This is a genomic window from Microcoleus sp. PH2017_34_RAT_O_A (assembly GCF_020737885.1).
Taxonomy (GTDB): domain Bacteria; phylum Cyanobacteriota; class Cyanobacteriia; order Cyanobacteriales; family Microcoleaceae; genus Microcoleus.
On sequence record NZ_JAEQDD010000084.1, the window covers coordinates 26,360 to 40,535 of the forward strand.

Below are 14,176 nucleotides of genomic sequence, written 5' to 3' on the forward strand. Positions count from 1 at the left end.
TTTATGGGTTTCTGCGCTGTTACCAACAATTTTCGTAAAAACCCGGTTTCTGGCCACCCGCGCGTCATCTAAGAAACCGGGTTTTTTTGAGTTTCTACGACTTTAACGCGTCTTCTCTGCAAAAACCCGGTTTCTGGCGATCCGTGCATAATCTGGAGACGAAAAAAGCTCGGAGTGTGGAAAATTTGTTAGACTGGAATTGTTAGCTAACGAGTCGATCGACCGTACTTTGCACGCAAGGTGAATCATTATGCTCCAAGCATTTGAAGGGATTTACAGAAATGGAGTCATCGAACTTTTAGAATTTCCGGAAAACATTTATGAAAGCCGCGTGCTAATTACTTTTCTAGCTGCGCCATCCATACCCAAATCGCCTACATTTATCCAGTTTGGAATGTTTGCAGGCCCTGGGCAATCCACCGAAGCGGATTTCGAGATTGCACAGTTTCAAGGGGATGCAGGCGATGAATTGGATTGGTCGTAGCTGCCAATGAAATATGTCATCGATACCCACGCATTGATTTGGTTTCTCGAAGGAAATCAAAGATTGGGGACTCAAGCCCAAGCCATTCTTTCTAATTTGGACAGTCAGCTTGTTCTACCCGCGATCGCTCTTGCTGAAGCTGCATGGATTGTAGAGCGGGGAAAAACATCAATTCCATCTGTAAATGCCTTGTTTAATGTGATTAATAGCGATTCCAGAATCACAGTTTATCCACTCGATCGAACTATCGTCGATCGAACGCTCAGCTTATTGAACATTAATGAAATGCACGATCGCCAAATTGTCGCAACCGCAATGATTTTGCAAGAGCGAGGTGAAACTGTTGCGTTGTTGACGTGCGATCGAAATATTACGGCTTCAGGTGTCATCTCTATTATCTGGTGATGGGATTTATAATAAAATAACGGTTACAAAGCATTGCGCCGGAATTCTCCAGAAATGAATTCTGCTTTGGTGAATCAATACTGAGGATTGTAACTTAAAGAATTTGATAAAAAAAAGGAACAATGTATTTTTCCATTGTTCCTTCTCTTGTTATTTCCCAAACTGTCAATCTACAGCTTGACTTCAATATCTACGCCGGCTGGCAAATCCAATTTCATCAAAGCGTCAATTGTTTTAGCAGAAGGCTGGTGAATGTCGATAATGCGACGGTGCGTGCGGGTTTCAAAGTGTTCGCGAGAATCTTTGTCTACGTGGGGCGATCGCAGCAAGCAATAAATCCGTCGTTTTGTCGGTAGGGGAATCGGGCCGATCGCAGTAGCTGCTGTCCGATTTGCTGTATCTACAATCTTTTCACAAGATGCGTCGAGAATTCGGCGATCGAAAGCTTTGAGGCGAATGCGAATTTTTTGTTGTTGGATAGCTGCCATTTTGGTTTCTTTAATTTTCTAGGTTCTGTTTATTTTTTGTTCTTTGTTATTTGTTCTTTGTTACTTGTTATTTGTTCTTTGTTACTTGTTATTTGTTCTTTATTATCGAATATTTAATCAATAACTACCAACCAATAACTACTAACCACTAACTACTAACCAATAACTACTAACCAATAACTACTAACTACTCACTAAATAGCAGAAAAGCCTATTGACATTTGGTGGCTTTTCTGCTATCAGGGCTGTTAGCGGATTCCTACTTGAGGATTTTGGAAACAACGCCGGCGCCGACGGTGCGGCCGCCTTCGCGAATTGCGAAGCGCATTCCTTGTTCGATCGCGATCGGGTGAATCAGATCTACAGTCATTTTGATCCGGTCACCAGGCATCACCATTTCAGCTTCCGAACCGTCATCAGCAGTGAACTGCATGATTGTACCGGTTACGTCAGTTGTACGGACGTAGAATTGAGGGCGGTAGCCAGAGAAAAATGGCGTGTGACGGCCGCCTTCTTCCTTCTTCAGAATGTAAACTTCAGATTCAAACTGAGTGTGAGGACTGATGGATTTTGGCTTGGCAATTACCATGCCTCTTTCAATATCAGCCTTCAAAATACCCCGGAGGAGTAGACCCACGTTGTCGCCGGCCAAGCCTTCATCCAAGGACTTAGTGAACATTTCCACACCAGTCACCGTAGTGCTGCGAGTGTCCTTAAGACCAATCACTTCGACAGTTTCGCCTACTTTGACACTGCCGCGCTCAATCCGACCAGTAGCCACAGTACCCCGACCAGTAATCGAGAATACGTCTTCAACTGCCATCAAGAAAGGCTTGTCAATTTCGCGTTCTGGAGTAGGGATGTAAGCATCTACTGCTTCCATCAGCTTGTAAATCTTGTCAATCCACTCATTTTCGCCCTGCTTGGTTTTGGGGTTAGCAAGCATCGCTTCGAGAGCTTTCAAGCCAGAACCAGTCACGATGGGAATGTCATCGCCAGGAAAATCGTAAGAGCTCAAAAGTTCGCGAACTTCCAGTTCTACCAGTTCCAACAGTTCAGCGTCATCCACCATGTCTTCCTTGTTCAAGAAGACAACCAAGCTGGGAACACCAACTTGCTTAGCTAGCAGGATGTGTTCGCGAGTTTGAGGCATGGGGCCGTCTGCCGCTGACACTACTAGGATGCCGCCGTCCATTTGAGCAGCACCGGTGATCATGTTTTTCACATAGTCAGCGTGTCCGGGGCAATCCACGTGGGCGTAGTGACGACCTGTGGTTTCGTATTCTACGTGAGCGGTATTAATCGTAATACCCCGTGCTTTTTCTTCGGGCGCAGCGTCGATGTCGGCGTAGTTCTTAGCCTTTGCTTGACCTAGTGCAGAGAGAGTCATCGTAATCGCCGCGGTCAAAGTTGTTTTGCCGTGGTCAACGTGACCGATTGTGCCGATGTTTACGTGGGGTTTAGTCCGTTCAAATTTTGCGCGTGCCATTCTCGATTTGTTCCTTGTTTTTTTTAGCGATTTTAGACTTGAGATTTTAGATTCTAGATTTTGGATTCAATCCAAAATCCAAAATCTAAAACCTTAAATCATTAGTTCCCTTTGTTCTTAGCGATAATGGCTTCAGCCACATTTCGCGGCACTTCTTCGTAATGGCTGAATTCCATTGTGAAGATGCCTCGACCTTGGGTTTTGGAGCGGATGTCAGTAGCGTAACCGAACATTTCTGCTAGTGGAACCTTTACAGAAACTTTGGCAATTCCCTGATCCGTCTCTTGACCTTCGATCTGACCCCGACGCGAGTTGAGGTCTCCGATGACGTTCCCGATGTAATCTTCGGGAACTTCAACCTCTACCTTCATCATAGGCTCTAGCAGCACAGGCGACGCCTTCATCACGGCTTCTTTGATTGCCATTGAACCGGCGATCTTGAATGCCATTTCTGAAGAGTCTACATCGTGGAAAGACCCGTCTACCATAGTAGCTCTGAGGTCGATCACGGGATATCCTGCTAGAATACCTGATTCGCAGGCTTCTTTCATCCCTTGTGCTGCCGGATTGATGTACTCTTTCGGTACAGTGCCACCGACAATTTTGGAGACAAATTCAAAGCCGGTTCCCTCTTCAGCAGGTTCTAGTTCGATCACCACGTGACCGTACTGACCTTTACCGCCGCTTTGGCGGATAAATTTACCTTCGGCGCGGACGGATTTGCGAATGGTTTCGCGGTAGGCTACTTGCGGCTGACCGACGTTGGCTTCTACTTTGAATTCGCGCAGCATCCTGTCTACCAAAATTTCCAAGTGCAGTTCTCCCATGCCGGCGATGACTGTCTGATTGGTTTCTGGGTCAACGTTGACTCGGAAGGTGGGGTCTTCTTCGGAGAGTGACTGGAGGGCTTTGGAGAGCTTCTCCATGTCTTGTTTGGTTTTGGGTTCCACCGCTACCGAGATGACTGGTTCTGGAATAAACAGGGACTCCAGAATCACTTCGGAGCCTTCTTCACAGATGGTATCGCCTGTGAAGGTGTCTTTCAGACCCAAGGCTGCTCCCAAGTCTCCGGCGCGGAGTTCTTCTACGTCTATCCGATCGTCCGCTTTGAGTACAATTAGGCGAGAAACCCGCTCTTTTTTGTCTTTGGTGGAGTTGAGGACGTAGCTACCTTTTTTGAGGACACCGGAGTAAACGCGGAGGAAGGTCAGGCGACCGTAGGGGTCTGCCATGATTTTGAATGCCAGAGCTGACAGCGGGGCGTTGTCGTCGGCAAAGCGCTCTGCGGTGTCGCCGTTGGGTAAGAGTCCTTGAATTGGGGGAACTTCCAAGGGCGACGGCAGATAGTCGATGACTGCATCCAACAACAACTGAACGCCTTTGTTTTTGAATGCCGAACCGCACAGCATGGGGACGATCGTACCTTGGACAGTACCGTGGCGCAGGGCCAAACGGATTTCGTCTTCGGTTAGTTCTACACCTTCGAGGTATTTCTCGGTAAGGGCGTCGCTGGTTTCTGCTACGGATTCGATCAGCTTGGTGCGATATTGGGCCGCTAGCTCTTGGACTTCATCGGGGATTTCTACTTCCTCGATATCAGTGCCCGTGTTGTTCTTGTAGATATAGGCTTTCATTTGCACTATGTCTACAATTCCCCGGAAGTTTTCCTCACTGCCGATCGGGATTTGGATGGGTACAGCGTTCGCTCTCATCCGATCGCAAATTTGAGCATAGACTTTGTAGAAGTTCGCGCCCATCCGATCCATTTTGTTGACAAACACGATTCGCGGTACTTTATACCGATCGGCTTGTCGCCAAACTGTTTCCGATTGTGGTTGCACTCCACCTACCGAGCAGAATACTGCGATCACTCCGTCAAGCACTCGCATGGAACGTTCTACTTCGATAGTGAAGTCTACGTGTCCGGGAGTGTCGATGATGTTGATTTTGTGCTCTTTCCAAGTGGTGGTGATAGCGGCAGCAGTAATCGTAATTCCCCGCTCTCGCTCTTGCGCCATCGTGTCCATAATTGTTGTTCCATCGTGCACTTCACCCATTTTGTGAACCATGCCAGAATAGAACAGAATTCTTTCTGTTGTTGTTGTTTTGCCCGCGTCAATGTGGGCGGCGATGCCGATGTTGCGAGTTTTCTCTAGCGGGACGATACGTGCCACAGCTACCTCCTTGGAGTTTGTGTTGCTATAATACAACTATACTACATAATAACTTTGTTTGCCATCGCTACCGACTTAGAACATAAGTATATGGAGCGTATTGTTACATTTTAATATTTTTTGCAACATTTGTTTACAAAAATATTAAGGATGCGACATGGAGGATTCAGAGACCGGGTGAATTTTTACTTTGGGAGTTTTGAGTTTGCTTCACGAATGGCCGGCAGCATTGTCCCTGGAGAAGCAATCTCAATACTCAAAATTTACACTTTTCAATTGATCGCCCGATGCTTTTATGCCGCGCGATCGACCTCTTCTCCATGCCCGACGATTTGGCAATTAGTAACGGTAGTGAGCAAAAGCCTTGTTAGCTTCTGCCATACGGTGTGTTTCTTCGCGCTTGCGAATAGCACTGCCTGTTTCGTTGGCTGCATCCATCAGTTCGTTAGCCAGCTTGGCAGCCATCGAGCGGCCTGTGCGGGCGCGGGCAAATCTGATCAGCCAACGGAGTGCGAGGGTGGTTCCGCGATCGGAACGTACTTCCATCGGCACTTGGTATGTAGCGCCACCTACCCGGCGGGCTTTGACTTCTACCAGGGGTGTAGCGTTTTTGACTGCTTTTTCAAACAAGTCTAACGGTTCAGCTCCTGTGCGTTCTTGGATGGTTTTCAGGGCGTCGTAGACTATGCTGGAGGCCACGGATTTTTTGCCGTGCTGCATGATCCGTCTCACCATCATGCTTACCAACCGGCTGTTGTAGGTTGGATCTGGAGGAACTGGACGTTTTTGAATAACTGTGCGGCGAGACATAGTTCTATTTGGGATTTTTGATTTTGAATGATTGAATTTGGGGTTTTGAACTCAGATATTATCGATCGCGGACGATCGAAAGTTTGGCTTTTCCACCCCTCAAGGATGCGAGTTACCAGAAAGAATTGGTTGAAAGCCGGAACACGAGTGAGGGAGAAGTTAAAATCAGACTATTCATTACTCCAATCCTCTTCCTTCTAGGTAGAGGTCGCTCTTAAACTGTCAACTGTCAACTGTCAACTGTCAACTGTCAACTGTCTGTTGAAGTCTTATTTCTTCGCTGCTTTAGGACGCTTCGCCCCATATTTTGAACGACCTTGCTTGCGGTCTTTCACGCCGGCAGTGTCTAATGTACCGCGAATGATGTGGTATCTAACTCCAGGTAAATCTTTTACCCGACCGCCTCGAATCATTACTACCGAATGTTCTTGCAAGTTGTGACCGATGCCGGGGATGTAGGCTGTCACTTCAAAACCAGAGGTCAGCCGTACCCGAGCCACTTTCCGCAGCGCCGAGTTGGGTTTTTTCGGGGTGGTCGTGTACACTCTGGTGCAAACTCCGCGGCGCTGGGGGCAACTCTTGAGAGCTGGCGATTTGGTTTTTTTCTGCGTTTGTTCCCGTGCTGAACGGATGAGTTGCTGAATAGTGGGCATGAGTTACGGCATTTCTAGCTTTTTGCTGAATATAGTGATTTGGCGGCATCCGCACTGAAAGTCCCTTCCCCTGTGTGGGGACGGGATAAATGAAAATAATTATGGGTAAGTGAGGATACCAGACTCTATATAGTACACGACTCGAGTTTTTTTGGCAAGAAATTTCCACGGCGGGCGAACTTTCTTGCTTGTTTGCTCGAAGTTGGGATGCGGCGATCGCCCGTCGTACCAATACATATGTGGCATTATATATTGAAGCCCAACTTTGAAGAGGGTCACAGCAGTGGTGCAAAATCGATCGCGCGAAATATCGAACCACCATTTTTCGGAGACGCCCATCAACTCTACCGTGCGATCGCATCACAGCCGCTCGCATCACAGCCTCAGAGAGATCGACATCACATAAAGTTATATAAAATTACCTGATAATAAGCAATATACATTTAGTTGAGCGCAGATGAAAACCAAAACTTATATTCCTGAAAGTACAATTTCCGAACTTTACTTGAATATTTGGAAATCCGGTAAGATAGATCGGACGGTGTTCCACCAAATTCAATACGAAATTAATTCTGAGACTTTAAAAAGTTCAGACGAGCTAAAAATTGTTAGCAGACTGCTCTATGCAGTCCGACGGGGATGGCTTTTAGTCATGGACTAAGTGGCGTTTGGAGTGTTGATATTACCTCCAAAGGCAAGCGCCAACAACGCAGGTGAGTGAGTTTTCAGTTTTGAGTTAAAATCTCATCCATAAAATCATATATAAATTATATTATATAGAGACTCAAATAAGACTCACCACACTTGACAGGCAATATTCAAGGAAAAGGACAGGGTATGTTTAATTCTACAGAACTGCTGATCGAAGCTTTCATCAAACAACTAGAAAATGGATATAGTCGCACTTACGGAGGCTACAAATCCGACTATGCCGACATTATTGCCTGGGTGGGGGCAATGGCGTTAGAAAACATTGCCAGCAGCGACGCTCTTTATCACAATACAGAACACGCCATTTGTATTACCTTGGTCGGTCAAGAAATTTTGCGGGGAAAACACATTCGCAAGGGCGGAGTCTCGTGTGAAAATTGGCTGCACTTCATCATTTCTTTGCTGTGCCAAGATATCGGATATGTCAAAGGAGTTTGCCGAGAAGACCAAGCATCAGCAGGATTGTATGCTACCGGAAAAGATGGCATGAGAATTGCACTTGCTCCTGGTGCAACAGCGGCTAGTTTATCTCCTTACCGAGTTGACAGAGCAAAACTATTCATTGACGAGCGCTTCGGCAACCACAAGCTAATTAATGCTGAGATAATCAAGCAGAACATAGAACAGACTCGTTTCTCGGTGCTTGACGGCAACATTGACCAAGATGCAGGTAATTATTCTAGTTTAGTTCGCGGTGCTGACTTGATAGGTCAGCTCAGCAACCCACAATATTTACAAAAAATTGGCGCGCTGTTTTACGAATTGGAAGAAAGCGGTGCTACTAAAGTTTTGGGATACCGACATCCGGGCGACTTGCTCCAAAGCTACTCTAAGTTTTACTGGAGTGGAATTTATCCTCACATTAGCGAATCTCTCGGTTATTTGCAGTTGACCCAGGAAGGCAAACAGATTGTTGCTAGTTTGTACGCCAACGTATTTCGGATGGAACACCAACGTTTCGATTCAGAGGTTGCTTGATTGCCAAGGGCGGGAGCTCACAGCCACCGCCCCTAAAGAACTTCACTCTCCATTTCCGAATGGTATTGAGGACATAACCAATTGCTAGGTATCAAAGAAGGCCATCCCTCCCGCAGCGCTTCAAAACAAACAGCACGCACAGTTAACTGACAATCCAGCAATTCTACACCAGCTTTTTCAACTTGCTTTTTCCCAATTTTAAAAATCGATTCATCGCTAAATTCAAAAGTCTTGTGACACTGAATGCAAACCAGGTGATGATGGTGGTGTAATTCAGGCAAATTTAGTTCATAATGTTTGTGTCCTTCTGCTAATTCTAGTTCGCGCAAAATCCCTATTCTGGCTAATAAATGCAATGTTCTATATACAGTAGATAAGCCAATTTTTTCTCCTTGACTCTGTAAAGTTTTATATAACTCTTCTGCACTCAAATGATTGCCTTGCCGTAGATTTTGAAAGACGCTTAAAATAGTTTCTCGCTGGGGAGTCAGGCGACAGCCCCTCTGGTTGAGTTCGACTTTGAGTGAGTTAGCACTGTATAAATTCATATTTGTGAAGGCAGAAGGATTTAGTTATCTAGGAGAGGAGAGGAGGGTAGGCACGGGGCACTACCCCTACAAATTGTTCGCAATTCATAATTGAGGGCTATAGCCGCTTTTCCCTCTTGCTAAAGGTGTAACTGAAGGATTAGTTGTCGGTATTTCTGTGTAAGGTTTATGAAGCTTAGAGCAATGTTGTTGACAAGAATTGGCAAAACAAGTTTTCGGTTCAAAGTCGGTACAGCCGATCGCATCTTCAGTACAAGCAACACACGGCCGCACGGTACACTTGAGACGGTAGTCATTAGTAAAAAACTCGCAATCCGAACACGGAATTTGATGCAGTCGCCGAATTTGATAGAATCCTTCTCGCAGCGCTACCGAAATACTCCACAAAAACAGAACCATCAAAGTCCCGATACAGAAACAGCAAATAAAAACAGTCATAGGGTGATTTTCTCAACAGTACACACAAATCCAGAAATGAGCCAATTTAAGCAAGAAACAAAGTTCTAATTTCTTGCTTAAATTCGATTCAGATTCTATTTTGAGTTCAGTTCACAACACCTCGGAAAATTGCATCAATGCCAGCAAAATTGTCTAGCAGCAAATAAGCAAGGAAAGCTCCGCTCGTACCTCCGATCACAAAACCGCCCCGGAATAAACTCCAATCTTCCGGCGTTTTGTGCCAGTAAAGAACTTTACCTGCTTCGATGTTCCGATTCTCGTAAATCGAGAGGCCTATTGCCAAAATCAAGACTAATGCCAGAGTTGCCAGCAATCCTGCCAGAGGTGCTAAACCTTTTTCTTGTAAAGGCAGCAATACTGCAAAAGCTCCTACCAGGAAATAGCCGTGAGCCAAGCTAACTTCTAATCCCCTGACTATGGGAGACAATCCCTTGCGGTAAATCGGCAAATTCCGCAAAAAAGTTACAGTCGTGTCAGAAAAACTTACGGTTGTCGTTGCACTTGCAACTGGAACCATAGCAGGAGTTGCCGTTACAAATTCGCCCGATCGAAAATCAAATCCTGCTGCTTTTGTCCGTACCCGCAGGGCGTGCCAAATATGACCGGAAAGCGCCAAAATCGCTAAGATAAAGTGGCTTGTTGCCTGCCAAGTCCGCGAAGAAACTACTGTGGCTTCCGGGCCGGTTAAACCCACAGGGCCGTAGAAAACCTCTGGATAAACAGTGTCGTTTACTGTCACAAAGTAGGCAGCCAAAAAGCCCATGTAAGCCAAAGCGCCCAAACTGTAAGAAAGGTAAGCTTCTCCCGACCAAAACAACACTCGCTGGGCCCAGGCAAAAGGCTTGGTGAAGATATGCCAGAAACCGCCAATGATGCAGAGCAAGCCGACATAAATGTGACCGCCCACAACATCTTCTAAGTTGTCAACTGCTGCCATTCCTTCCGGGCCTTGTACGGGCAAGAGATAGCTAAAAATGCGGGCGGGATTGAGGGTTGGTTCGCTAATTATTCGTACATCTGCGACGTGGGGATCGTAAAGACCTCCCCAAAATAAGGCTTTTGCGACTAGCAGCCAAGCACCAGCACCTAATAGTAATAGGTGAATGCCGATGATGCTGGTCATCTTATCTTTGTCTTCCCAGTCGTAGCCGAAGGAACCAAAGAAAGTGTTGTTTTGTGGCAATACTTTCGGGCCGAGCAAGGAATGATAAAGGCCGCCGGCACCAAGAACTGCGGAGCTAATTAAATGCACAACTCCGATCGCAAAATAGGGATAGACATCAACAATTTGACCACCTTTACCTACTCCCAAACCCAAACTTGCCAAATGTGGCAGCAGGATTAAACCTTGGTCGTACATGGGTTGTTGCGGGTTGAAATTGGAAATTTCAAACAGAGTCATCGCCCCGGCCCAGAGTACAATCAAACCTGCGTGAGCGACGTGAGCTCCTAAAATTCGTCCTGAAAATTCTGTGAAACGGGCGTTACCAGCCCACCAGCCGTACTCGTTTTCTGGCTTTTCCGGTTCTGGTTTTAAATTCGGTTCAGCTATTGCTTGCATTTTCGCTTTCCTCTAATTTCGGTGAATTGGAGTTGCCCAAAAAACCCGGTTTCTCACAAAAGTCGTCGCTTTTTTCGAGAAATGTTGGTGCAGAAACCGGGTTTTTGACCCCCGCGCGTAAATTCTGGGTTAACTCGCTGCATTCGCTGCAACTTGGTTGACGACTTCGCCTTTGCGGAAGTCAAATCCCGCTGCTCGGAGGGCGTGCCAAATATGTCCTTGCAAGAAGAAGAAGGCTAACCAGAAGTGAGAATTTGCCAGCCAAGTTCGAGAAGTCAAAACTTCTCCACTATCGAAATAGGGATATTGCTGGATGCCAATTTTTAAGGCTGGGCCGAAGAATTCTACTGGGTAAACCAGGGTGTTGACTGAGACAAAGTAGGCGGCGATGAAACCCATTAAGGCTAAAGCGCCAAGACTGTAGGAGAGATAAGCTTCTCCTGACCAGACGAACAGGTTTTCTGTCCAAGCAAAAGGCTGAGTGCGAATGTGCCACAACCCGCCGATTATGCAGAGAATTCCTACCCACATATGGCCGCCGACAACATCTTCGAGGTTGTTGACGGAGGCAATCCAGTTTTTGCCACCTGCGCCGAATAGGTAGCCGAAAATCACAGTTGGGTCGAATGTGGGTTCCGAAATCACCCGCACTTGCCCGATCGTGGTATCATACAAACCACCGAAATACATTGCTTTGGCCACCAATAAGAAGGCTCCGATACCTAACAAAACTAGGTGGATGCCTAAAATTGTGGTCATTTTTTCTTTGTCTTCCCATTTGTAGCCGAAGAAAGGAGTTCTTTCTTCGAGGGTGGCTTCTCCTTTGAGGGAGTGGAAGATGCCACCGAAGCCGAGAAAGGCTGAGCTGATTAGATGAATGACACCAATCTGAAAGTACGGATAGGTATCAACAATTTTGCCTCCGGCTCCGACACCCAAGCCAAGTCTGGCTAGGTTGGGCAGCAGAATTAAGCCTTGTTCGTACATGGGCAATTCTGGGTTGAAGCGGGAAAGCTCAAACAGGGTATAGGCTCCCGCCCAGAGGACGATGAGGCCGGCTTGGGCGACGTGAGCACCTAGCAAACGACCCGAAAGGTTGATTAAGCGGGCGTTGCCGGCCCACCAGGGATAGGTTTCTCCTTGGGCTGGGAAGGATTTTTTGGCCATGCTTGTCACGGCGAGTTACCTCTTGAGAAAGATGTCAATTGAGTCTTAAGCTTGTGCAGCTTATTGATATAGATAATCAACAATTTTAGAAGTTTCGTCAAGGGCTATTTGATAAAGTTTTTCACTTATTTTAGTTAAGATATGTAACACAGCCGTTTAAAATATCGTAAAACCAAGTCTACAATTGGTTTTGAGCTACAATAAGAACTTTTCCTCCGGTTGGGCAGAATAAAATTTAGAGCAAGATTTATAAATTTATTGACAAATAGTCTTAGTAAAGGTAGAGTTTTGTTTAAGTAGCTATCTAATCCTCTCGGAAAAGACAAGGTGGCAAAAGAAATTCGGTACTTTCTTCTGGGCAAGCTTGATAAAAGTGGGGCTAGAAGGGGTGCGGGATTGTTTTTTTCTGAATCAAGAGAGTTAATCGCTACTTGTTGGCATATTCATCTCAAACTCTAAACAACAAAGCCTGAGAGCGTTTGCTCTCAGGCTTTTCTAGTTAGATTTTTAACTGCTTGTGGCATCGGACACGCTAGCTCAAGCAGATGATTTGCTTTCCGATGATCTGCTTTCCTCGGCTACTTGCTCGTTGCTGGGCAACTCCAGGCAATAACCCGCGCCGTATACGGTTTTGATGTACCGAGGATGGCGGGGATCGGGTTCCATCTTGGTTCTCAGGTGTCTGATGTGTACGCGAATTGTTTCGATATCGTCATCGGGGTCGTAACCCCAGACTTCTTTGAGAATTTCGCTGGGAGAGACTGTCTGACCGTGGCGCTGGAGCAAGCAGTGCAACAACTCGAACTCTAGGTGAGTCAGTTTGACGGTATTAACGTACCAAACAGCTTCAAACCTTTCGGGGACAAGAGTTAGCGGGCCGTAATTCAGGATTTCTGAGTGTTTGGCAGCTTGGGGGATGCGGTCTGTGCGCCTCAGCAAGGCTCGCACTCGTGCCAGCATTTCTTCTAGTTCAAAGGGTTTGGTCAGGTAATCGTCGGCGCCGGAGTTGAAGCCTTCTACTTTATCTTGAGTTTGACTTAAGGCTGTCAACATCAAGACGGGTATGTCGGCGGTGCGATCGTCACGCCGCAATCGCTGACACACTGTGAATCCGTCTACTCTAGGCAGCATCAGGTCTAGCATGATCAGGTCGGGGAGCATTTGTATTGCTAGTGCCTGACCTTTGATGCCGTCTTCTGCCTGGGTGACTTCGTAGCCAGCCATTTCTAGGTTGACGGCTACGAGTTCGGCGATCGCCGCGTCATCATCAATAACAAGTATCCGAGGCATCATCATTTATCTCACCGCTAACCAGATGGCGGAGGCTACAGCCTTCTGGGGGTTCCAGGTAACTTTAAGGAGCAATTTTTTAATTTTAAGCTTCATAAAAAAACTCGGTAAGTGGGAAACTCAGGGTATGAAAGACCTGAGAGGAAAATGACCAGGCGATTTCAACCGCCTTGAATCTTTACCATTACCGCCTTGGAGTTGCAAGAGTCTGGTGTACTTTTGTAATGTACTTTCAATGGGACAATTACCATCTCAAATCTTGCAACCCTGTACGCATAATGTTCGCTCCTGATGGAGCCTCCCTTCCGGGGTAATGTTCGCCTCGACCTGGTTATAAAGGCTTGTTAGACCTGCGACACTGTTTCAGTGACTTTAAAACTGTTTAATCGCAGGTGACAGAGCGGAAAACTGGCGTCGCATTCGCCGGTGTCGTGACCTAAATAACGTCTCCTCCCAAGAGGGGTCTGGTCAGAACAGCTTGCAATTTCTTACAAGCTCAGTGGCTTGAGCCTCGGAGTTCCTGACTAAGGATTATAAGGTTCATTAAGAACTTTTAGGGTTCTGTAAATATTCTTGTACTAATTATAAGCCCTCTTGAGCGCATATCAGAAAACTGTTCGCCAAAAATCTTGCTGGGAGTCGATTTTTTGCCGGCAAGAACAGCTTCCTGTTTCTTCTGGGTTTGCCTGCGACTTCAGGCAATGGCGCTAAGGGTAAGCTACTGCGGGTGCCAGAGATTGTCTGTGGCGATCGAGCCATATAGGGGAATTCGGATAGAGGATTTGGCGACTCGATAACGGGTCATTGAAATATACTGCTTAAATGCTGTACCACTTAAGCCCGGTCTTTGAGACATCTGTTAAGGGGCTTGCAATTAAATATAACCCCAGTTATCCTAGAAGAGTAGGAACCAAAAAATCTGACATAAGTGGTTGTGACTTCTGTAAGTGGGATGCTAA

General features: G+C 46.4%; 15 protein-coding genes. 4 read left to right on the top strand and 11 right to left on the bottom strand.

Annotation, left to right across the window (positions count from 1 at the left end; all coding sequences use genetic code 11):
• Positions 1-250 precede the first annotated feature (250 nt).
• Positions 251-484 carry a hypothetical protein gene (locus tag JGK11_RS24470; RefSeq protein ID WP_293186443.1) on the top strand — a complete coding sequence of 78 codons (234 nt, stop codon included), beginning with the start codon at positions 251-253 and terminating at the stop codon, positions 482-484.
• A gap of 6 nt (positions 485-490) precedes the next feature.
• Entirely contained in the window at positions 491-889 is a 399-nt protein-coding gene (locus JGK11_RS24475; protein WP_293191373.1) for a PIN domain-containing protein, read from the top strand.
• A gap of 170 nt (positions 890-1,059) precedes the next feature.
• On the opposite strand, the gene rpsJ is transcribed toward JGK11_RS24475, so the two are convergent.
• The 5 genes from rpsJ to rpsL form a co-directional block, all read right to left on the bottom strand.
• Positions 1,060-1,368 (bottom strand): 30S ribosomal protein S10, encoded by a 309-nt coding sequence (rpsJ, locus tag JGK11_RS24480; RefSeq protein WP_202798556.1) that lies wholly within the window; start codon positions 1,366-1,368, stop codon positions 1,060-1,062.
• 268 nt (positions 1,369-1,636) lie between these two features.
• On the bottom strand, positions 1,637-2,866 hold the full coding sequence (gene tuf / locus JGK11_RS24485; protein WP_293186979.1) for an elongation factor Tu: 1,230 nt from the start codon (positions 2,864-2,866) through the stop codon (positions 1,637-1,639).
• A gap of 101 nt (positions 2,867-2,967) precedes the next feature.
• A complete protein-coding gene (gene fusA / locus JGK11_RS24490; RefSeq protein ID WP_293186980.1) occupies positions 2,968-5,040 on the bottom strand; it encodes an elongation factor G in 2,073 nt (690 codons plus the stop codon).
• Positions 5,041-5,379: 339 nt separating this feature from the next.
• Positions 5,380-5,850, bottom strand: a complete 471-nt coding sequence (gene rpsG, locus JGK11_RS24495) for a 30S ribosomal protein S7 (protein WP_006632196.1) — start codon at positions 5,848-5,850, stop codon at positions 5,380-5,382.
• A gap of 269 nt (positions 5,851-6,119) precedes the next feature.
• Positions 6,120-6,503: a 30S ribosomal protein S12 gene (gene rpsL / locus JGK11_RS24500; protein WP_106150480.1), complete on the bottom strand. Its 384-nt coding sequence runs from the start codon at positions 6,501-6,503 to the stop codon at positions 6,120-6,122.
• Between the two features lie 457 nt (positions 6,504-6,960).
• Here rpsL and JGK11_RS24505 point away from each other — a divergent pair, with 457 nt between their 5' ends.
• Both JGK11_RS24505 and JGK11_RS24510 read left to right on the top strand, forming a co-directional pair.
• Complete coding sequence (locus JGK11_RS24505) at positions 6,961-7,164, top strand: hypothetical protein (protein ID WP_293153605.1); 204 nt, start codon at positions 6,961-6,963, stop codon at positions 7,162-7,164.
• A gap of 176 nt (positions 7,165-7,340) precedes the next feature.
• Positions 7,341-8,192, top strand: a complete 852-nt coding sequence (locus JGK11_RS24510; RefSeq protein WP_293186982.1) for an Npun_R2479 family HD domain-containing metalloprotein — start codon at positions 7,341-7,343, stop codon at positions 8,190-8,192.
• A 32-nt stretch (positions 8,193-8,224) separates the two neighbouring features.
• Here the strand turns inward: JGK11_RS24510 and JGK11_RS24515 are convergent, their stop codons facing one another.
• The 6 genes from JGK11_RS24515 to JGK11_RS24545 form a co-directional block, all read right to left on the bottom strand.
• Entirely contained in the window at positions 8,225-8,740 is a 516-nt protein-coding gene (locus tag JGK11_RS24515; RefSeq protein WP_293186983.1) for a transcriptional repressor, read from the bottom strand.
• Between the two features lie 84 nt (positions 8,741-8,824).
• Positions 8,825-9,178, bottom strand: coding sequence for a hypothetical protein (locus JGK11_RS24520; protein WP_293186984.1), 354 nt, complete (start codon positions 9,176-9,178; stop codon positions 8,825-8,827).
• A 106-nt stretch (positions 9,179-9,284) separates the two neighbouring features.
• Positions 9,285-10,760, bottom strand: coding sequence for a chlorophyll a/b binding light-harvesting protein (locus JGK11_RS24530; RefSeq protein WP_366054019.1), 1,476 nt, complete (start codon positions 10,758-10,760; stop codon positions 9,285-9,287).
• Positions 10,761-10,889: 129 nt separating this feature from the next.
• The gene (locus tag JGK11_RS24535; protein ID WP_293186985.1) at positions 10,890-11,927 is read right to left on the bottom strand and encodes a chlorophyll a/b binding light-harvesting protein; all 1,038 of its coding nucleotides are present in this window, start codon (positions 11,925-11,927) and stop codon (positions 10,890-10,892) included.
• Between the two features lie 537 nt (positions 11,928-12,464).
• On the bottom strand, positions 12,465-13,217 hold the full coding sequence (locus JGK11_RS24540) for a response regulator transcription factor (RefSeq protein ID WP_293186988.1): 753 nt from the start codon (positions 13,215-13,217) through the stop codon (positions 12,465-12,467).
• 718 nt (positions 13,218-13,935) lie between these two features.
• Positions 13,936-14,073, bottom strand: coding sequence for a hypothetical protein (locus tag JGK11_RS24545; protein WP_293186986.1), 138 nt, complete (start codon positions 14,071-14,073; stop codon positions 13,936-13,938).
• Positions 14,074-14,176 lie beyond the last annotated feature (103 nt).